At 60.8% G+C, this 20476-nt stretch carries 18 protein-coding genes and 3 pseudogenes; 12 read left to right on the forward strand and 9 right to left on the reverse strand.

Annotated elements, in window-relative coordinates:
• The 8 genes and pseudogenes from QCE79_RS04245 to QCE79_RS04275 all read left to right on the forward strand — a co-directional run.
• Positions 1-328 (forward strand): pentapeptide repeat-containing protein (locus tag QCE79_RS04245; protein ID WP_309842089.1); only part of this gene is annotated, 328 nt, incomplete at its 5' end.
• 308 nt (positions 329-636) lie between these two features.
• Positions 637-837 carry a hypothetical protein gene (locus QCE79_RS04250; RefSeq protein WP_309842091.1) on the forward strand — a complete coding sequence of 67 codons (201 nt, stop codon included), beginning with the start codon at positions 637-639 and terminating at the stop codon, positions 835-837.
• Positions 838-908: 71 nt separating this feature from the next.
• Positions 909-1406, forward strand: a complete 498-nt coding sequence (locus QCE79_RS04255; protein WP_309842093.1) for a lysozyme — start codon at positions 909-911, stop codon at positions 1404-1406.
• On the forward strand, positions 1403-1987 hold the full coding sequence (locus tag QCE79_RS04260; protein ID WP_309842095.1) for a lysis system i-spanin subunit Rz: 585 nt from the start codon (positions 1403-1405) through the stop codon (positions 1985-1987). Before QCE79_RS04255 ends, QCE79_RS04260 begins: the two co-directional genes overlap by 4 nt.
• Before the next feature lie 264 nt (positions 1988-2251).
• Positions 2252-2479 (forward strand): annotated as a pseudogene (locus QCE79_RS04265) (RHS repeat-associated core domain-containing protein); the annotation flags it as partial.
• A gap of 30 nt (positions 2480-2509) precedes the next feature.
• Positions 2510-3370: a hypothetical protein gene (locus QCE79_RS04270; protein WP_309845338.1), complete on the forward strand. Its 861-nt coding sequence runs from the start codon at positions 2510-2512 to the stop codon at positions 3368-3370.
• A gap of 404 nt (positions 3371-3774) precedes the next feature.
• Positions 3775-3984 (forward strand): annotated as a pseudogene (locus QCE79_RS39295) (RHS repeat-associated core domain-containing protein); the annotation flags it as partial.
• 30 nt (positions 3985-4014) lie between these two features.
• Entirely contained in the window at positions 4015-4875 is an 861-nt protein-coding gene (locus QCE79_RS04275) for a hypothetical protein (RefSeq protein ID WP_309842097.1), read from the forward strand.
• Positions 4876-5254: 379 nt separating this feature from the next.
• Here the strand turns inward: QCE79_RS04275 and QCE79_RS04280 are convergent, their stop codons facing one another.
• Positions 5255-5485, reverse strand: a complete 231-nt coding sequence (locus tag QCE79_RS04280; protein ID WP_309842099.1) for a hypothetical protein — start codon at positions 5483-5485, stop codon at positions 5255-5257.
• A gap of 288 nt (positions 5486-5773) precedes the next feature.
• Here QCE79_RS04280 and QCE79_RS04285 point away from each other — a divergent pair.
• A pseudogene (locus tag QCE79_RS04285) lies at positions 5774-6240 on the forward strand (ABC transporter permease); the annotation flags it as partial.
• A gap of 33 nt (positions 6241-6273) precedes the next feature.
• Here the strand turns inward: QCE79_RS04285 and QCE79_RS04290 are convergent.
• A complete protein-coding gene (locus QCE79_RS04290) occupies positions 6274-6402 on the reverse strand; it encodes a hypothetical protein (RefSeq protein ID WP_309842102.1) in 129 nt (42 codons plus the stop codon).
• Between the two features lie 143 nt (positions 6403-6545).
• Entirely contained in the window at positions 6546-7556 is a 1011-nt protein-coding gene (locus QCE79_RS04295) for a site-specific integrase (protein WP_309842106.1), read from the reverse strand.
• 765 nt (positions 7557-8321) lie between these two features.
• Between QCE79_RS04295 and QCE79_RS04300 the strand changes: the two genes are divergently transcribed.
• Positions 8322-11486 carry a PAS domain S-box protein gene (locus QCE79_RS04300; protein ID WP_309842109.1) on the forward strand — a complete coding sequence of 1055 codons (3165 nt, stop codon included), beginning with the start codon at positions 8322-8324 and terminating at the stop codon, positions 11484-11486.
• A 9-nt stretch (positions 11487-11495) separates the two neighbouring features.
• On the opposite strand, the gene QCE79_RS04305 is transcribed toward QCE79_RS04300, so the two are convergent.
• Genes QCE79_RS04305 through QCE79_RS04330 form a run of 6 tightly spaced genes read right to left on the reverse strand, consistent with a single transcriptional unit; the run spans position 11496 to position 17873 of the window.
• On the reverse strand, positions 11496-12818 hold the full coding sequence (locus QCE79_RS04305; RefSeq protein WP_309845175.1) for a hypothetical protein: 1323 nt from the start codon (positions 12816-12818) through the stop codon (positions 11496-11498).
• Positions 12818-14398, reverse strand: coding sequence for a VWA domain-containing protein (locus QCE79_RS04310; protein ID WP_309842112.1), 1581 nt, complete (start codon positions 14396-14398; stop codon positions 12818-12820). Before QCE79_RS04310 ends, QCE79_RS04305 begins: the two co-directional genes overlap by 1 nt.
• Position 14399: 1 nt before the next feature.
• A complete protein-coding gene (locus QCE79_RS04315) occupies positions 14400-15413 on the reverse strand; it encodes a VWA domain-containing protein (protein WP_309842114.1) in 1014 nt (337 codons plus the stop codon).
• Positions 15400-15915, reverse strand: a complete 516-nt coding sequence (locus tag QCE79_RS04320; RefSeq protein ID WP_309842117.1) for a DUF4381 domain-containing protein — start codon at positions 15913-15915, stop codon at positions 15400-15402. Before QCE79_RS04320 ends, QCE79_RS04315 begins: the two co-directional genes overlap by 14 nt.
• Complete coding sequence (locus QCE79_RS04325; protein WP_250492068.1) at positions 15912-16895, reverse strand: DUF58 domain-containing protein; 984 nt, start codon at positions 16893-16895, stop codon at positions 15912-15914. The genes QCE79_RS04320 and QCE79_RS04325 overlap by 4 nt, the downstream gene beginning before the upstream one ends.
• Positions 16896-16913: 18 nt before the next feature.
• A complete protein-coding gene (locus tag QCE79_RS04330) occupies positions 16914-17873 on the reverse strand; it encodes a MoxR family ATPase (RefSeq protein WP_250464128.1) in 960 nt (319 codons plus the stop codon).
• A 240-nt stretch (positions 17874-18113) separates the two neighbouring features.
• Between QCE79_RS04330 and QCE79_RS04335 the strand changes: the two genes are divergently transcribed.
• Together QCE79_RS04335 and QCE79_RS04340 are read left to right on the forward strand one after the other, a co-directional pair.
• The gene (locus tag QCE79_RS04335; RefSeq protein ID WP_370652093.1) at positions 18114-19322 is read left to right on the forward strand and encodes a formylglycine-generating enzyme family protein; all 1209 of its coding nucleotides are present in this window, start codon (positions 18114-18116) and stop codon (positions 19320-19322) included.
• Between the two features lie 45 nt (positions 19323-19367).
• On the forward strand, positions 19368-20441 hold the full coding sequence (locus QCE79_RS04340; protein WP_309842123.1) for an HAD family hydrolase: 1074 nt from the start codon (positions 19368-19370) through the stop codon (positions 20439-20441).
• The last annotated feature ends 35 nt before the right edge of the window (positions 20442-20476 follow it).

The following is a 20476-nucleotide window of genomic DNA, read 5'->3' on the forward strand; positions in this document are numbered from 1 at the left end:
CGAGCATCGGGGCAGTGCGCCGCTCGTGAATGTGAAGCTCGCGAACGCCTCGCTTTGCGATGTCGACTTCACTGGAGCAAAGCTCACATGCGCGGACCTGCGTGGCGCTGATTTGCGGGGCGCGGTTCTTGTGAAAGCGTCGCTTGAGGGCGCGAATCTGAGCGGAGCATGTCTGCGCAGCGCGGACCTGTCCGAAGCTGACTTGCGCGGAGCCGACCTAAGCGGCGCGGACCTGGATGGCGCGCGTCTGGAAAAAGCGAAGCTTCGCGGCGCGGACTTGGCAGGTACGAATCTGCGCGGGGCCGGGACCGCGGGAATGGAGCGGTAGCAGAAACGCCGTATTAAGCAACTGTGAAAGGCGATGAGCCTGAATAGGAACAAGCGATCACGTACATCCGAAGATTCACACCGTTTGCACCTGAAGCATGCGCACAAGCCGCTTGCATCGGAAAGGCTGTGTTGTAAAAATCGGCCTTGCCTCGCAGCAGTGCGTTCGCCGGTGTCGGGACTGCGGCGCACGGTGAGGTCTCTCGAAGCATGGTGATGGTCTTTAAGCCGCCTCCGGGCGGCTTTTTTTAACCATTGCAAACGCAACGGCATGCGCGATCGCTCACCAGGATGAATGTGGGAGAAGCGATGAACGATGAATTTGTTGCGAGCGCGGCGAAGTGCGCGCCCGTGGCAGGCGGGAACATGTGGCTGTGGTTAGGCAAGCACGATATCAACTGGTGGGTGGCGGTGGCGACGCTTGCCTATATTAGCGCGAGTTTCGTGTTCGCCTGGAGAAAAGACCGGCGCGACCAACGCGCGCGCGAACGCGAGTCGTCTCGCGCGTAGTTCTGCTCAATATTAATGAAACCCCGCTTGCCATCGGCAGCCGGGGCTTTGTTGTTTCTGGAGATCATTGAATGGCAAACCTTGGGAAAGCAGCGCTCGCGGGCATAGTCGGCACCGTAGCTGCAACCACGCTGTATTGCATCGTGCCTCGCTTCGAAGGGGTTGTGCATCGCGGTTACCTCGATCCTGTGGGCGTTGCGACGAAATGCAACGGCGACACGCATGACGTCGTTGTCGGCCAGTCGTACAGTCCGGACGAGTGCTGGCAGTCGTTGAACCGCCAACTCATGACGCATGCCGATGATGTGCTTCGATGTACCCCGGGCCTCAAGGATCATCCGAGCCAACTCGCGGCCGCGGTGAGTTTCGCCTACAACATAGGCGGCCGCAACTATTGTGCGAGCACGACCGCAAAGCGATTCAATGAGCACGATTGGAGGGGCGCATGCCGGGCGATCAACGAATCGGACGATGGTCGCGCGCAGTGGGTGAGCTCGCGAGGGAAAGTGCTTCCCGGCCTAGTGAAGCGTCGCGCCGAAGAGCGAGCGCTTTGTGAGCGAGACTTATGAGTTACGCACCATACCTCATCGCCGGGCTGACAGCATGCGCTGTTGGCGTCGCAATCGGCGGCGGCGCTGTTCACGTGTTCGACAACAGCCAGCTCGCTACGGAGCAGGCCGCTCACGCGCGCGACAACGAGGCGAACGTACGGAAGCTCGCGACCCTGTCGGAGCACGCAGCGAAGGAAGCGAGCGTTGCGATCGCGGCTCACAACGCAGCGGCCGCTCGTATTGCCGCGCTCGATCAACAATTCCACCGTGAGAAAACGTCCCATGAAGCAGACAATGCGAAAAATCGCACCGCTATTGCTCACGGCACTCGTCGGCTGCGCATCGCAATTACCAAAAAAACCAGCGGTGTCAATGCCCCAGGTACAGGCACCACCGCCGGCGGCATGGGCGATGGAGCCCGTCGCTACGCCGAGTTATCACCAACGGTTGGAGCAGCTCTTTTTGCAATAGTTGACGATGCTGATGGCGACGCCCGAATGAGAGCAACATACTTGCAGCACTACGTGCTCATGCTGCAACGGCGAGGTCTGATCACCGGAGACGAGCCGTCGAGTAACGCGGCCAAAGAATTTGATTAGCGAAGCGGGATACTCGGTATTCCTCCATCAATAATGCGTCGATCCGCCGCGCGCTGAACGACGGTTCAGATTCTAGCGAATAACTAACCAATCCGAGTTGTATTCGCGAATGTGGTGTTCGGTCGTTCCGGTGGGACGCTTGCCTGACGACACTGTTCGTGCAAAAAATGAACGTCACGGAAGATGACAACACGGCTTTGCTTTTGAACGACCTACACGACGTTGTTGTCACGTCAGACGAAGCGCAGACATTCGAGATTTCATATGGATCAAACGGCATCAAGCAGCACACGGAATGCAGACAGAAAACTCCCGGCATTCGGCGGGGAGCGGCACGATGCATTTAGCAACGCCTACCATCTGGGTAACGGGTACAGAGCGTACAGTCCCGCATTAATGCGCTTCCGATGCCCGGATAGCTTGAGCCCGTTTGGAGCGGGCGGCATTAATCCCTACGCATATTGCGCGGGCGACCCCATTAACAGGCTGGATCCCTCCGGACATCTTAGTTGGCAGGCGTGGATGGGTATCGGTTTGGGGTTAGTGGGACTAGGGCTCGCGGCATTCACCGCGGGCACTTCCATCGCCGCTGCAGGCGGTGTCATAGCCGCAATCGAAAGCGCTTCCGCCGTGGGACTGGCTGTTGGAACGGCGGGCGTAGTCGCTGACGTTACGGCGATCGCGAGCGGCGCTGTTGAGGATAGCGATTCGAAAGCATCAGCCATCCTAGGGTGGATGTCGCTGGGCGCGGGTGCTCTTGGAGTGGCTTTCGCACGGCCATTTGGGTTGCGCGGTATTGCTCGCACAGCGAACGAGGGGGCTCCCGAATTTGTCGCAATGGGAGGCAATATCAGGCTTTTGGTTTTCCCTTATCAATCTGCCTTCTATTTCGGTGACAATTATAAAGGCCTGAGGCGCCTGAATATAGTAGCGCATTCAACACATCAGCATGGAATTACTTTCTTGCAGAGGCACCCGACCGACTTACTCACGGCTGGCCAACTTGCGTATGTCTTAGAACAGTCATTTATCGACATAGATGCCTATCGCTACGTTCGACTTGTATCTTGTTTTGCTGGCTATGGAGGAGCGAATTCTTACGCTCAGAGGTTTGCCACCATGATTAACAAACCGGTGAAAGCTTATGCTGGACGCGTGTATGCGACATCGCCGAGGTTTTGGCCTGAGGGCCTTTTTCGTGAGATGCATGCGCTTTATCCAGCACCTCCCCACATCACAAACCCTTCTGAGGTGCTTCGCTATCAATTTCGGGCTTTCAACGCAAACGGTCATCGGTTCCGTGTTGACAAGTCTCGACTGAATTATCAACCAGTCCACTTTGTGCCGCAACGTCCGCCGCTGACTCCGCCGCTAAGCCCATGAGGAAAGCAGCTCTGCTCCTGAGCAGAATCGACGCAATCAATCCAAACAAGTATGCTGAACTCACTATGAGATAGGTACTTTAGTTTCCCTTCGGTTTATACACACAGGCCATTAGGTTGATGATGCTGCGGCTCGTTTGGTCTCGCGAGGCAAGCTATATTTCAGGGCTTTGACCGGGTCGCGCTCTCAGCTTAAACACAATTACCGGGCGGAGCAACTTTCAAATTGGATCTCAGACTCTACTGCGGGTCGGGAGCAGCACCTACTGCGTTTGGGTCCGGCCACCTTGGCGCAGGTTAACGACGGTGCGCAGCAGACGACGTGGCTCACTGGTACTAGCGATGGCCATGAAGTCGTTGCTGCGTTTAATAGAACTTAACATGTGGAGTAGGTATATGGCCCGTATGGTGAAAAGAAGTGAGGCACCGGGCCTCCCGGCTTATGGCGGAGAACGGCGAGACGCCGTGAGCGGTGCCTACCATCTTGGTAACGGGTACAGAGCCTACAGTCCTAGCTTGATGCGCTTCACATGCCCAGACAGTCTGAGCCCGTTTGGGGCGGGCGGCATTAACCCTTACGCATATTGCGCGGGCGACCCCATTAATAGGCTGGATCCCTCCGGACATCTCAGTTGGCAAGCCTGGATGGGTATCGGCCTGGGGGTAGTGGGGCTAGGGCTTGCAGCATTCACCGCAGGCGCTTCCATCGCCGCAGCAGGCGGCGTTATAGCCGCAATCGAGAGCGCGTCCGCAGTAGGACTGGCTGTTGGAACGGCGGGCGTAGTCGCTGACGTTACGGCGATCGCGAGCGGCGCTGTTGAGGATAGCGATCCGAAGGCGTCGGCTGTACTCGGATGGGTATCGCTCGCCGTCGGCATATGCGGGTTCGCTGGCGGTGTGCGGCAGGTCTCGCAACGTTTCGCCCGACGGAGTAAGTTGTCTTACGCATCACGCATTACTCTGGGAGGTGCAATGGAGCTTGTAGCGTCAGAACCTGGCTTTTATTTGTTTGACGACATTTATAAGAACGCCAAGCGTCTCAACCTTGTTGCTCATTCACGTTTCGTGAACGGCGAACTGCATATTGGTGAAATGAACGCATCGGCGAGCCAGGTGAGTCGGCTTCTGCGTTGTTATTATTCCCTCGAGGACTATAATTACTTGCGACTTGTAACTTGCAATGGGGCGGATGGCGGGCCTCGCTCCTTTGCCGCAAAGCTTTCAATTGAAACTTTTACTCCCGTTAAAGCTTATCAGGGAGAAATAAGTATCATGGAGAGTCTTGATCCGCGATATGTACATCAGACGGTGAATGGAGATATTGCCCGAGCACGTTGGCCTGGCACGAATATTGTAGAAAGATTTGATTTCTACAACGCTGACGCCGGGCCTTTCGCTATCGAGAAAGAAGTGCCGGGATATTCGCCACAGTATTTTCTTCCTCGGCGACATCCCACCTTTGAGCGATTGCTAGGCGGCCAAAAAAGGCGCCGTCGGTGCTTATAAAGACCGGTGTTGACTAGAATGATCAATGCACATGAGCGCACGGCGGGGATGCCTCGGCGCACCACTTGGAATAGGCGCATTTCTCATTCAATCGTGTTTTGAAAGGTGCCACCGCGATCGACTGGTACATCGATTTAAACTCCGGTGGTATGAGTCAGGAGTCCGTCGCGATGAAACTCTAAGCAACCAGTGACGTACCGCAAATCCAGCACCGCTGTAGGCATGGGCGATAGACACGCCGCTATGTCGGGCTGTCACTAGTGGTTGCAGAAGCTTCTTCTGGGATGGCCGATAATGCTGACGCCGACGCATGGGGTAGTGCTAAACGTCCCAGCGTGAGGTCTTTACCCTTCAAGCGCAGGGCGTTATCGCAAGTCACTTATTCGATAAAGGCGTAGGCCCGGCAAGGGAAACCAAAGATATCGAAAGAAAGCCTCGCACCGAGGAAGCAGTAGACGCAAACGCGGAAGCGCTGCACCAACCGGAAGCAGGATAAACCATGGCGGAAAAATTCTGGGCACGTCTCGACGAGCACGTTGCTTGCGTGATCTCCAGGCTCTTCCACGATCCCGGTGCCGATATCTCGATTCAGGGCAAGCAGCTCTGCCAAGACCGACCCGAGTCGTCGAGAACACATCCCTATACTTCAAGTCCTCACGCCGAATGACGCCTATGTGCGCCTATTTCGCATTGCCTCGGATCATAACAAGGTGAACGCGCAGCGTTACTGATGGACTTCGGCACATCTTTGTCGGCCTCACTGAAATCCAAAACAGCTTCCTGAAACGTTGATCTATATCGTGCGTAGTTGTGCGAATGATGCATCGATTAGTGATGGGAAAATCCGGTCCGAGCGCGCGTATGTCTCTCCGGCTAATGGGTTGATGTGCTGATGCGGCATATCGATCTTTCGGTGGCGTCGGTGCTCGGCGCATCGAGCGCGCTGATGGGCGTGCTCTGGCACATGGGTTTGCCGATGCCGCTCGTCATCGTCCTCGTGCTGTTGTCCGGCGTGCTTGCGGGGCTAATGAACGGGCTCGTGATCGTGCGCTTCGGTTTGCCTTCGCTGGCCGTGACCATCGGCACGCTGGCGCTGTTTCGTGGCCTTGCGTACGTGCTGCTGGGCGATCAGGCAATTGCGGATTTTCAGGCGGCGTACATGGCGTTCGGCATCAGTACGGTTTGCGATTCATTCCTGCCGACGCCCTTCGTTCTGGTGATCGCGGGCGCGATCGTTTTTGCGGTCCTGCTTCAGGCGACGCCGGTCGTCCGCAGTCTCTACTCATTCGGCGCGAACTCGACCGCCGCGCAGTTTTCGGCATTGAAGTCGCGGGCACCAAACTCAAACTTTTCATGATGTCCGGCGCGCAGGGTGAGATCTATCACGGCAGTTAAGCGTTACTGCGATTGAATGATGATGGTCGGCATGTTGGCGGGCAGGGGGTAGGGCGTTTGCGCGCCGCCGCCTTTGGGCATGGCGGCCTGCTGTGCCTGAAACTGCGCCTGATGTTCGTCTGCGAAGCGCATAGCGTCAATCACGCGATCACAGGACGGAGGGTCAACCCTGTTCGCACATTCGGCTTATTGCGCGGCGTTTGCGCTCTCGAAAACGCTCACTACTCCTGCCACAATCAAAATCTTGATTTTCATGGTTGTTCTCTGTCTGCGGCCTAGTCTAGGCGCGCAGCGAGTTCCGCTGGCGTCTCGTCATAGTAAATCATCAACGATTGAATATCGCGATGCCCGATCATCTTGGCGAGCGCCAGCACATTAAGCTTCCGCGAAAGTCTTGTGGTCGCTTCATGCCGTGAGTCGTGAAAATGCAGATCAGCCATATGCGGATGTTTCTGAGCAAGTTTGTTTCGTACCTTGCGCCACAATGCATCGACACTACTCTGCGCTATAGGGAAACACCTTTGATCACCCTGAATCTCCGGAAGGCGCTTCCACAACTCAACCGCCTTAGTTGTTAGCGGAACATCACGCGCATCACCGTTTTTCGATTTCGGGATATGCACGTACCGCTGCAATAAATGGACGTTCGGTCGAATAGTGTTTAGCAATTCTCTTTGCCGCATTCCCGTCTCAATCGCGATAAGAAAGGCCACCGCAGCGTACTGCTGCGTCGTCGCAATTATCGTTCCATCTTCAAGTCCAAGAGCATGGGTCATGAGCGATGTGTCTGAGTCCGGAACGCGCCGGCGGCGAGGTGGCGGGTCTTTTGGACGCTTCACCTCGTGACAGGGATTATCGTGAATCCACTTCCATTCCGTTTTCGCTGCCTCGAACACGGCAGAAAGCAGGTTCATGTCTCTGTTAACGGTCGATGACTTCACATTCTTTAGGCGCTTGTCTCGCCAGTCAGCGATCGACTCGGGCCTTACATTGCGGATCAGCTCGCCGCAGAAGTCCAGTTCGGCTTTCAAAAAAGCGATGCGGGTCACATTCCAGTCGTGCTTGCCCAAATTCGGCGAGATCTTATTGAGGTATTCGTCCATCGCGTCGGACAGCGTCTTCTGGACCTTCGCGTATGCCCGCCGCCGGCCACCCGCAATCTCAGCTTCGAGCTTCGTGGCCCATTCGACAGCCTGGGCCTTGGTATCGAATGTGGCCGACTCTCGGACGCCGCCCTTTGCCACCTCTGCGCGCCAACTCGTGCCGCGCTTCCTGTACGTTGCCATGCTTCCCCATCAGTTGGCGTAAATTTGGCGTAAAGCATATCCGAAATGCGGGGAATTCTGATGGATTTCGATGTCGGAAATGTCGGCTACCGAACGCGCCGAACGCCCGCCAGCATTGAGTTTGAAGGCATTTGATAGTGTTGCCTAAAAGTTTGCTGTTTGCCGGGAGATTCCTGCCGGGGGGACCATCCTAGGTGCCGACATCACCTAAGAAAACCCCATCGCCGTCTCAAAAACGCCAATCGGCAGGGCGCGCTCATGAGCGGCAAGCGCCCGTCTAATGGATACGCCTCGGCTCGGGATCTTGCATCCTGTCGCAAAGCTCGGCCACCTCATGGATTCCCCAGTCCTCGTGTGCGGGACGTCAGCCATTGGTTGACGCACCCATTTGATGTGTCCACTACGGCTTGAGTCGATCAAGTCTGCCGAGACGCTGCGGCACCTATGACGAACCCCAAAGCGCGTTCGCAACGACGCCGGAATCGTTGCAAGCGCCTGGGATCGAGTTCAAGCCGACGCTGTAGCCAGCACGCATATCCAACATTGCCCCTGAGCGTTGTCCGCCATGAGATGCGCCCGTCGACTACGCGTGTCTCAATCAAATCGATCTTCACCGCCTGTTTAATTTTTTCCTTCCAGTGCCGTTAATCCAGAAAGTTCGCGCTTAGGGAAAAGGTTAAGTGATCGTCGAATTCGATCCATGAGACAACTTCGTTCCAACCTGCCATCAGCGCATATCGCCGCAACTTCTACTGGCGGGTGACAATGCATAACAATCCGGTGAAATTCTCCTTTACTCCAGCCGATCAGGAAGCGCTGGAGAGAAGCCTCGGGCGGATCGCCTTCGCGCCCGACGGCAGCATCCTTCGGGTCAACGAGCGCTTCCTGGAGCTCTTCGACTACAAGGGCTGGGAGCTCGTCGGACGCAATCGCAGCATCTTCAGGCCGCTCGCGACAGGCGCCACCACGCCGGACGAGATCGATACGGTCTTCGCGACCGCCAAAGCCTTCTTCGGCGAGATGCAGCAATTGAAGCGCGATGGCACGTCCTTCTGGACCGAGGTTTCCTGCATACCGGTCGCAACCGAAGACGGCGCAGTCGGCGAGACCGTCATGCTGGTGCGCGACGTCACTGACCGCATGATGTCGGCCGCCGACGTCGCTGGCCAGATCGCCGCCATCAACACTTCGCAGGCCGTCATCCATTTCGCGATGGACGGCACCATCCTTCATGCCAACGAGAAGTTTCTGGAAGCCACCGGCTACCGGCTCGACGAACTCGTCGGCAAGCATCATCGAATGTTCGTCGCCGCCGACGAGGCCAGGGACCCGTCCTATGCCGCCTTCTGGGAACGGTTGCGGCAGGGTTTGCACGCTTCCGGCGAATATCGGCGATTCCGCAAGGACGAAAAGGCCGTCTGGCTTCGGGCAACCTACAATCCGATCCTCGACCTCGAAGGACGTCCGTTCAAAATCGTCAAGTATGCGGTCGACGTCACGTCGGAGAAGAAGCAGAACGCCGATTTCGAAGGCCAGATCGCCGCGATCGACAAGTCGCAGTGCATGGTGACCTTTTCGCCCGACGGCACCATTCTCGACGCCAACCGCAACTTCCTGGAAGCGGTCGGCTACACGATGGAGGAGCTCGAAGGCCGTCATCACCGCATGTTCGTCGATCCCGCATACGCGCACAGTCTCGACTACGAGATCTTCTGGAGCGATCTGGCCGCCGGCCGTCATCGCAGCGGCGAGTTCCGGCGGATCGGCCGCGACAAGCGCGAAATCTGGCTGCAGGCAATCTACAGCCCGGTGCTCGACCAGGACGGGCGGCCCTTCAAGATCGTCAAATACGCGACGGTGGTCACGCGTGAAAAGCTTCGCCAGGCGGACCACCAAGGTCAGATCGCCGCGATCCACAAGTCGCAGAGTGTCGTCGCCTTCAATGTCGACGGCACGATCCTCGACGCCAACGACAACTTCCTGGACCTGACGGGCTATCGGCTGTCCCAGGTCATCGGTCGCCATCATTCGATGTTCGTCTCGGCCGAGGAGCGAGAAAGCGAAGCTTATGGGAAGTTCTGGCAGACGCTCGCCGCGGGTGAGTATCAGGCAGGCGAGTTCAAGCGGCTCGGCCGCGATGGCCGCGAGATCTGGCTGCAGGCTTCCTACAATCCGATCCTCGACATGAACGGGCGCACCTTCAAGGTCGTCAAGAACGCCGTCGACGTCACCGGGCAAAAGCTGCGGCAAGGTGATTACGAAGGACAGATCGCCGCGATCAACAAGTCGCAAAGCGTCGTCTCGTTCGACATGGACGGCAATGTGCTCGAGGCGAACGACAACTTCCTTACCCTGATGGGCTACGCGCTCCCGGAAGTCGTCGGCCGGCACCATCGCATGTTCGTCGACAAGGAAACCGTCGCGCATGCCGATTACGCACGCTTCTGGAGCGATCTGCGCGCGGGCAAGTTCCTGTCCTCGAAGTTCAAACGCATTGCCGCGAACGGGGCGGAAGTGTGGATTCAGGCGTCCTACAATCCGATCTACGACCTGAACGGCAAGCCCTTCAAGATCGTCAAGATCGCCGCCGACATCACCGCCGACGTCTCGCTCGCCGCCGATCTCTCGCGCGCCCAGAAAGAAGTCCAGCACGATCCGGCGACGGGCCTTCCGAACCGGCTCGGCCTGCGCAAGTTCATGCGTCAGGTGCTTTCGGCGACCGACAGCGAGCTCGCGCTCTTCTATCTCGATCTCGATCACTTCAAGCCGATCAACGACACGTTCGGCCATGAAGTCGGCGATCTCGTCCTGCGCACCGTTGCCGCCCGTCTGACGGGCGAGTTGACGGAAGGGCAGCTCGTGGCGCGGATCGGAGGAGACGAGTTCGTCGTCGCGGCCACGAATCTCACGCGGCCGCAGATCGTCGAACTCGCGGAGCGCCTCATCGAGTCCGTGTCGCAGCCGATCGCTCATGGCGAGCGGTGGCTGGAGGTCGGTCTTTCGATCGGTATCGCGCTGACGCCGCAAGACACGCTGGAGGAAGACGAGCTTTTCCGCTTCGCCGACGTTGCGCTCTATCGTTCCAAGGGCAAGCAGCGTGGCACCTTCACCTTCTACGCCGAGGATGCGGAAACCTCCGCCGAGACCGAGCGGCATCTGGCGCACGACATGCTGATCGCGATCAAGGCGCGTGAGTTCGATCTTGCCTGCAGCGTGCGTGTTTCCGCAAACGACGCAATCGCCGTCGAGATTCAGCCGTGGTGGAACCACCCGACGCTCGGCCGCCTCGGCACCGAAACCTACCTGCGCGTCGCCGAACAAAGCGGTCTCGTCGTTCCTCTCGGCGACTGGATCTTGCGCGAGGCCTGCAAGCTCGCCACGGACTTGCCCGAGATTACCGTTTGCGTGCCGGTCTATCCGAAGCAGCTCCTGACCAGCGACTTCGCCCAGACGCTGACGCTGGCGCTGCGAGAGAGCGGCGTGGACGCGAGCCGCCTCGAACTGCGGCTCGAACGCGGCACGGCGCGCGTCAACACGGAAAGCCTTCGCTCCGATGTCGCAAAGCTCAGGGCGATGGGTCTCGAAGTCGTCGCCGATAGCGTGCTCGCCGGCGAAAACGCGCTTTCGAATCGCGCCTACTGGAGCATGGACCGGGTGATGGTCGACGCGCGCCTCGGCGCCATTCTCAAGAGACAGGCTCATCCGCTCGCAACCGAGATTGCCGAGATCGAAGCTCGCGACGCCAAGGCGAAAATTTCCGGCAAACGTTGCTTCGAGATCGACGCCAAGGCGGCGCTACACAGCTTCGTGGTGCTCGATACGATCAAACCGGCCGAGCTCACGGCCGCGCTTCGCGAGACGAGTAAGAGCGCGGAGGATGCGCAGGCCGAAGACGACGGGATGATCGCGAACAAAGAGAACGTCGCGTGAGAGTCGGTTCTACCGATCTTCGTTGTCGTTGAGCGGAGCCAGCGCCGGGCGCTTCGTTCTCCAACTTCGCCAAAACTTCGTGTGACGGCGTAGACGTGTGGGTGGCGCTTCATCGGCGCGACCCGTGCCCCGATAATGGACGATGGCCGAATCCGCTAGTCGCTTCAAGTCGCTCGGTTCGAACTCGCCGATATTGCGAAGCCGCGCCGGACGCGGATAACGCGGATTGACGTCCATCCATCGGTAGAGCGCCGGAACGATGCGCGACATGCTGCCCGCGCTCGCGGCCTTTCGAAGCGCCCGCCAGGCGGCGAACTCGCCTTCCGCGCGTGCTTTGCGCCACGCCGACCACCGGCGCCAGCCGCGCTCGATCAGTACACGCATGCGCGGATAAAACCAGATCGCGAGCGCCATCGCCGCCAGGGCGACACACGCATACATGACATCTCTCTCATCGAGGTAGATCACCGTATGCCGCGCCAGGCCGCCCGGAATGTCCCAAAGCGGCCGTTCGCTCGCTGCATGCGCGCGAAAGCTGAGCGCCGGAAGATGAATCTTTTCGCGCGCGCGAGTGGTCGTGTTCCACCATTCGATATCGATTGCTGGCAGCGTGTACGTTCCCGGACGCTCGACGAGATACGCGACCGTATCCGTGCGCTCGCCCGCGACGAATCCCGAACGGTCCTGCGTGATATTGCGGGTTACCGGCGGCTTCGAATAACGGCGCAATCCGGCGATGTCCGCAAAAGCGAGCGGTGGAATCAGCATCGACTCGGTGCCTTCCGCGCGCTCCGTGACGGCACGCGTCAAGGTGCCGCCGACTTCCAGCTTGCCGTCCGAAGGTTCGATTCTTTGCGTCACGGTAAGCTTTGGCGTGGGGAAAAACGACGCCATGTCTTCGGCCCCCGCCGGCACGCTTGCGACCAACTCCAGCCGGGGCGTCGTAAGCGTGACCGGTCCGTCGGCGCCGCCGGGATGCAGCGTGATGGCGAACGGCGGCACATCGAAAGTGCCCGCCGCGCGCGGCACGATTCGATAGACGCGCCGGACCCCGAACCAGCGCACACCGTCCATGATCTCCGAAAGATTCTGCGCACTCTCGTCAGGCAACGTGACGAACGCATCGTGCACGTCGAACAGCGGCCAGTCCGGCGCGGCCGTGAACCATGTGGTCGTGAGCGCATCGACGACGAGTTGCGCCGCGCTGCCCGCCACCACCTTGCCAGCCGGTTCGAGATGCGCGCGCAACATGGTTCGGGGCGCATCGTCCGCGTGAGCGATCGAAAACACGTTCGAGAGAATGACGAACCCTATCGCGAGGAGCAATCGCATCACGGGCTCGCTCCTGCTTCCTGTTCGAAGCGCTGATGCAAAAACGCCGCGGGCGATGTATTCAGATTACGCATCCACGTTTCCTCCGATGGACGCTGTTGCTCGACCAGCATGCGCTGGCCGCCTTTGATCTTCTTCTTGTCCGTCTCGACCTGATCGGGCTTCTGCGTGGTCGATTCGTCACTCTGCTCGTCGTCCTCGATGAGCATCTGTACCAGCTTCCGATTTGCACGCGCCTCCGCGAACCCCGCGCGATGCGCAATCGCGGCGTCGTAAGCCTTCATCGCGCCCGCGTAATCTTTCATCCGCGCGAGCGTGTTGCCGACATAGAACAACGCGTCCGGCGTGTCGAGTCGGGTGAACGTATCGAGTGCGCCGGCAAAGTCGCCGGCAAGATACTGTGCGCGGCCTTTCCACATGGGATCGTCGAAACGCGCGGCGGCACGCTTGTAGTCGCCATGTTCGAAGCTGTAGCGACCCTGCTGATCATGCGTTGCGAAGAGATCGAGCCACTCGAACGACGCGGCCTGCGCCTGCCTGGGAAAGTAAGCCATTGAAAGCGCAACTAGTATGATCGGCAGCCACTTCACCGTCCAGCCGCGCCTGAAGCAGTACAAGGAGATGACGAGAATCGGCGCGAGCAGCCAGTAGCCCGATTCCCTCCAGCGCGGCACGATCTTCGAATCCTGCGCCGCTTCGAGATACACCTGCGCACGGTGCTGCACCCATTGCACGTCGTCATCGTCCGCGCGCATGCTTGCAAGCGGAATCGAAGCCGCTTGCGTGATTTTGCGGATGGCGGCTGCATCGAACGTGCCGGTGACAGGGCGGCCCGCTCCGTCAGTCGCGATTTCGCCGTGCGCTCCACGGATCGCGCCGCCGCGTTCCGTGCCGACCGCGAGCCAAAGCAACTGGTGGCGCGATTCCTTCGCCATCCGAACGAAATCATCCGTATGACTTTCATCGAAACCGTCGCTCATGAAGACGATCGTGCCCGCTGCGTCGTCGGCCTTCTGCAAGACACGCTCCGCAAGCGCCAGGCCGGCAGCGGCGTTCTTGCCGTCATGCGGCATCAATTCGGGCGCGAGCGCAGGCACATAAAGCCCGAGCAAGGCGGGATCTTCCGTGGGCGGCACGACGAGATGCGCGCTCGCTGCGAACACCAGCAGCCCGGTGCGCGCGCCTTTGCGCGCTGCCGCGAGATCGAGCACCTTTTGCCTTGCCCGTTCGATACGGCTTGGCGCGACATCGGTTGCATCCATCGAACGCGCGAGTTCGAGGACGATCATGAGCGGCGCCTTGTCCCGATCGAAGGGCGGACGTTCCTGTTGCCACGTCGGCCCCGCCACGGCAATGGCGGATAAGGCGATCAGCGCGGCCAACGAATGGATCGGCTGCAAACCACGCTTCGCACGCTCGCCGACGATCAGATGCTCCAGCAAATGCGGCGCGATGATGTTGCGCCAGCGTGAACGCACATCGTTACGACGCAACCACGCAAACGGTAATAGCACGGCTGGGATGAACAGCAAGAGCCATAACGGGCGCAGGAAGTGAAAAGCCGTCAGATCGATAGCCATATCAAGCTCCGATCTCCCCGGGCACGCGACGCGGCGCGCGCAAGAGCGCAACGAGACAGGCAATGCCGTGATACAGCGTGAAGAGCGACACCGCGAGCGCGAGCGCCAGCCAGTAGAACTCCCGGCGCGGCCTGTACACCTCGCGCGTGATCTTTTCCGGTGTCATCTTGTCGATCTGCGCGTACACGGACGCGATGTCTTCCGCGCGGCCCATCGCATGGAACGACGTCCCGCCAGTCGTCCGGGCAATGCGCGTCAGTGCGTCGAGATCGACCTTGTCCTCGCCTTCGGTCTGCGGATCGCCGATACCGATGGTGTGCACCACGATGCCGTGATGCTTCGCAATCTGCGCGGCCTGCGTGGGCGCGATGGCGCTTGCGGTGTCGTTGCCATCGGTGAGCAGAATCAGCACCTTTTCCTGCGCGGGCGTGTTTTCCATGAGTCTGACCGCCAGCCCGATCGCGTCGCCGATAGCCGTGCGCGGTCCCGCCATGCCAATGCGCATGGCGTCGAGCAGCATCAGCACGCTGTCGTGATCGAGTGTGAGCGGCGCTTGCGGATAAGCACCGTCGCCGAACACGATCAGGCCGATGCGGTCGCCCTTGCGCTTCGCAATGAAATCGGCGACTACGCGCTTGACCGCGCTCAGGCGATCGAGCCGTTCGTCGGTCGCGCCATCGATGAAATCGCGCTCGCTCATCGATTGCGACAGGTCGATCGCAAGCAGCAAGTCACGCGCGGGTAACTCGTGCGTGACGGGCGGTTCGAGGAACACCGGCCGCGCCGCCGCAATCAGCAGCAAAATCCAGAGCACGGGCATGAGCAAGCGCTGCAGCCAGTTGCGGCGCAGACGCACGCCGCCAGGCGCGGGTTTCTCGCCGGCAGCATGGGCCATTTCCTGAAAGAACGGCATGCGCACGGCCGTCGATGTCGTGCGATACGCGGGCGCCAGCCACCACACGAAGAGGGGCAAGGGCAGCAGCGCGAACATCCACACGTACTCAAACTTCCACATGATGATGCTCGATCCAGTCGCGCGCCGCCAGAACGAGACGGTCGGCGTCCTGTCGCGTGATGGCGGCGAGTCGCGCTTGCGGCGCATATGTCGCGGTGAAAAGCAGCGCGCCGCTCGCATCGTCGAAGTGACCGTGCGTGGCGCGCAGAAATGCAAGCCAGGTTGCGCCGGTGAGCGCGGCCACTTGCCCGCGCGGCGCGGCGGCAAGCGCGGTACGTTTGATGAGCGGCGCGATCTCGGCAAGCGCGGCCGCACGGCTTGCTTCGTCGGCAAGCTTCGCTTCGATGCGCGCCAGTTCGGCAAGCGCCTCGCGCCGGTAGCGGCTCCTTTCATGCCGACGCCAGGCGAACCATCCGGCGAGCGCCGCCAACGCCGCGAGCGAGACAAGCACGAAAAGCCAGCCGATGGTCCGCGGCATATACGACACGGGCTCGGGCAACGGTAACTCGCGCAGCGCCTGCAACGCGGCGGGCGTGTCGGCGGGCATGAGCGGCGTGGTCATAGGCCGCCTTGCGCCGCGCGACGCACGCGCTCGCCGAATAAGCGCCGCACCTGATCGACGACCGGTTCGGCGGTCGATAACGCCATCAACGGCACGCCGCTCGTGCGCAATAGCTCCGCAATCGCTGCCGCGCGGCCCTTGAAGAGGCTGGCGAGCGGCGCACGCACGCGTTCGTTTTCCATGCGCAGTTCCACTTGCAAGCGTCCTTCGCTCACCACCAGCGCGCGATGCTCGGGCATGCCTTGCCAGAGCGGATCGAAGACGAGCGCCGCGATCACGTCGTTATGCGCCGCAATCTGCCGGAGCAGCCGGCGCGTGCGTTCATCGGCGCCTGCAAAGTCGCTCATGATGCACACCAGAAAGTCGTGCGATGCGATCTGCAACACGCCTTCGAGCGCAGCATTAAGTTGCGCGTAATTCGTTCGCGCGAGACTCTCGGCATGCAACGACGCGTTCATCCGCGCGATGGCGCCGAACAGCAAGTCGATGCGCGCGCGACTTCGCAACGGACGCACGCGGACCACTTCTTCGTCGCCGAACACGACGCCGCCCACGCGATCCCCAGCGGCAAACGCCATCCACACGGCGAGCGCCGCCGCTTCGGCCGCGACCACGGACTTGAGCGCACGGCTCGATCCGAAGAACATGTTCATGCGCTGATCGACGATGACCAGAAGCGGCCGATCGCGCTCCTCGGTATAGACCCGCACATGCGGCTTGCCCGTGCGCAGGCTCACGCGCCAGTCGAGATGGCGTATGTCGTCGCCGGGCAAATAGCCGCGCAGTTCCTCGAAATTCAGGCCGCGTCCGCGCATGCGCGACGCTTGCCGTCCCGACAAGATGCTCGTTACGGGCGCGGGCGCGACGAAGCTCAAACCCCGCGCGCGGCCTTCGAGCCCGGCAAGATGCGCGGCATCGACATAAACGCTGCCGATGGCCGAAGCGGGCGGGCCATGAACGTCTGCTGCGTCGTGCGGCATCGCGGGTTTCCTCCAGGCTCAAGCTGGCACGGCCACTTTCTCCACTAGCCGGTCTATCACTTGGTCGGCGCCGACCTTGTCGGCGGTCGCATCGTAGGACAGCAGCAAACGATGCCGCAGCACCGGATGGATGACCGCGCGCACGTCGTCTGGCGTGACGAAATCGCGCTCGTCGAGCCATGCATGCACGCGGCTCGCCCGATCCAGTCCGATCGCGCCGCGCGGGCTCGCTCCGACTTCGATCCATTTGCCGAGGTCGGCATCGAGCGCGCCGCCATGACGCGTCGCGTTGACAATCGATACGATGTATTCGTCGATGGCCGGCGCCACCGCGACGCGCCGGACGGCCTCGCGCGCGGCGAACACATCTTCCTGCGTCAGCGTTTCCATGGCGGCCGGCGCGCCCTCGCTTTCGCGACGCAGCAAGCGCAGCATGTCCGCCTCGCTCCGGGGCGACGCATAACCGATCAGCACCTTCATGAGAAAACGGTCCATCTGCGCTTCCGGCAGGGGATAAGTGCCTTCCTGTTCGATGGGATTCTGCGTCGCCATCACGAGGAAGAGTTCGGGCAGCGGGTACGTCTTGCCGGAGATTGAAATTTGCCGCTCTTCCATGGCTTCGAGCAGCGCGGATTGAACCTTGGCGGGCGCGCGGTTGATTTCGTCCGCGAGAATCAGATTGCCGAAGATGGGACCCGGCTGGAACGAGAGCGTGCGTTCGTTGCCCGATTGCAGAAGCGTCTCGCCGCCCGTGATATCCGAGGGCAGCAGATCGGGCGTGAACTGGATGCGCTTCATCGTGGCGGCCAGACGCGCCGCGATGGCCTTGACGGTACGTGTCTTTGCGAGACCCGGAAGGCTCTCGAGCAGCACGTGCCCATCCGCGAAAAGCGCAATGAGAATCTGGCGCACGACGGCCTCCTGGCCGATCACCGCTTGCCCGATGCTCGTCTCGAATCGCCGGATGAGGTCTTGCATGGCTCGCTCGCTAAGAGTGCAACGCGCACGCGTTGCTGATGCGATGATCCCGAAGCTGTCTGAACACGTGCTGCACAAGTTACTAAAGCAAGGCGGTTTCGTCAAAGCCGTGTCGGCCCTTTCGCAAGGATGCCTACCGTTTGCGGCATCGCTCGAAAAAAAGATTGCTAACATTTATTCGTTCGTATATTGGTGGCTCCATTGTGTTGGCTCCCATGCGACACGGTCGGGGTGACGGCAATGGCGAACATACCGGTGAATCACAACGCGGCCGGGCGAAGCTCGGAATTCAACGCAAGGCGCATGGCGCTGTGGGCCGTGCTCGTGCTGCTATGTCCGGCGCTCGTCGGATTCGCGGTGAGCCGCGCGCTGCGCGAGCCCGCCAGGCCGATGGTCCATGCCGTCCTCGGCGACGGCGTGAGCGGCCCGAAAGGCATGGCGTGGATACCCGGCGGCGAATTCCAGATGGGCAGCGACAGCAAGCTCGCGCAAGCCAACGAACGTCCGGCGCATACGGTGCGCGTTCACGGTTTCTGGATGGACGAGCATCACGTGACGAACGCCGAATTCGGCGCGTTCGTGGCGGCCACGCACTACATCACCACCGCTGAAAAGAAACCCGACTGGGAGACGCTCCGGGTGCAGTTGCCACCCGGCACGGCGCGTCCGCCGGACAGTGCGCTCACGCCGGGCGCAATGGTGTTCGTCGGCACACGGGAACAGGTGTCTCTGCAAGACTATTCGCGCTGGTGGCGCTTCGTGCCGGGCGCGGACTGGCGGCATCCCTCGGGGCCGTCGAGCAATATCGATGGCAAGGACGATCATCCCGTCGTGCAGGTCTCCTACGAAGACGCCGAGGCCTATGCCAAATGGGCGGGCAAGCGCCTGCCCACCGAAGCCGAATGGGAATTTGCCGCGCGCGGCGGGCTCGATCAGGCGACCTATTCCTGGGGCAACCAGTTCGCACCCGACGGCAAGCAAATGGCCAACGTCTGGCAAGGCCAGGAAAAGCAGCCGTTCCCCGTCGTCAACGCGAAAGCGGGCGGCGCGGCCGGGACGAGCCGCGTGGGGAGTTTTCCGGCCAACGGCTACGGACTCTCCGACATGACCGGCAACGCGTGGCAATGGGTAGCCGACTGGTACCGGGCCGATCAGTTCAGGCGCGAGGCATCGATAGGCGGGGTGGTCAACGAGCCCGCGGGCCCGGCCAGTTCATGGGACCCGGCCGATCCCGGCGTTCCCGTGGAAGCGCCCAAACGCGTTACGCGCGGCGGTTCGTTTCTGTGCAACGAAGACTACTGCCTGAGCTATCGGCCAAGCGCGCGGCGCGGCACCGACCCCTACAACAGCATGTCGCACCTCGGTTTCAGACTCGTGGTGGATAAGGACGTCTGGCAAGCGGCGCATGGCGCATCGCCGGCGAATCCGACCCGGACCGCCGCTCGCTGAACGCATCGGCGCGGCAACACATTGCTTTCGCGAAAGGAGAGTCGAGTGCGGCGGGGACTTCGACACATTCTTGCTGGCGTGCGGGCCGCGCTGCTGACTGCCGCGTTCGCGGTGCTCCTGGCGGGCTGCGCGCGCTCCGGCAACGACGCGTCCGCGCAGGCCAGCGCCGGCGTGAGCGCCAGCACCGCGCAGACGGCGCAAGGCGTTCTGCCGTCGTGGCGCGGCGGCCGCGCTCGGCAAGCGCTCATCGACTTCGTGCAAACCGTCACGCGCGAAGGATCGCCAACCTATTTGCCGCCCGCGCGACGTATCGCCGTGTTCGATAACGACGGTACGTTGTGGAGCGAACAGCCTATCTATTTTCAGTTTGCCTTCATGCTCGATGAAGTGAAGGCGGCCGCGCCGAACCATCCGGAGTGGCGCGGCGACCCGGCGTTCAAGGCGTTGGCATCGGGCGACAAGGCCGCGCTCGCGGGCCAGCAAAAAGCATTGCTGAAACTGCTCGCGGTGGCGAACAGCGGCATGACGGTCGATGAATACGACAGCGCCATTCGCGCGTGGCTCGCAACATCGAAGCATCCGACGCTCGGGCGTCCGTACACCGCGCTCGTCTATCAGCCGCAACTCGAACTGCTCGACTATTTGCGGGCGAATGGCTTCAAGACTTTCATCGTGTCCGGAGGAACGATCGAATTCATGCGCGTGTTCGCCGAACAGGTCTACGGCATTCCGCCCGAACAGGTGATCGGGTCGAGCCAGCTCGTGAAGTACGTCGTGCGCGACGGCAAGCCCGCGCTCGTGCGCGAACCGAAGCTCGATTTCGTCGACGACGGTCCCGGCAAGCCCGTCGGCATCTACCGGAACATCGGCAGAAAGCCCGTGCTCGCATTCGGCAACTCGGACGGCGACTTGCAGATGCTGCAATACACGGCCGCGCAGGAAGGGCCGCATCTCGAACTGATCGTGCATCACGACGACGCGGCGCGCGAATTCGCCTACGACCGCCAGTCGAAGATCGGCAAGCTCGACCGCGCATGGGACGAGGCGCTCGCGCGCGGGTGGATCGTCGTGAGCATGAAGAACGACTGGAAGGCGGTTTATCCGGCAAGCGCGCCATGACGGGCGACGCGCGAAAGACGTAGGGCGCTCAAGGA

Origin of the sequence: Caballeronia sp. LZ003, assembly GCF_031451465.1 — a bacterium.
Classification (GTDB): domain Bacteria; phylum Pseudomonadota; class Gammaproteobacteria; order Burkholderiales; family Burkholderiaceae; genus Caballeronia.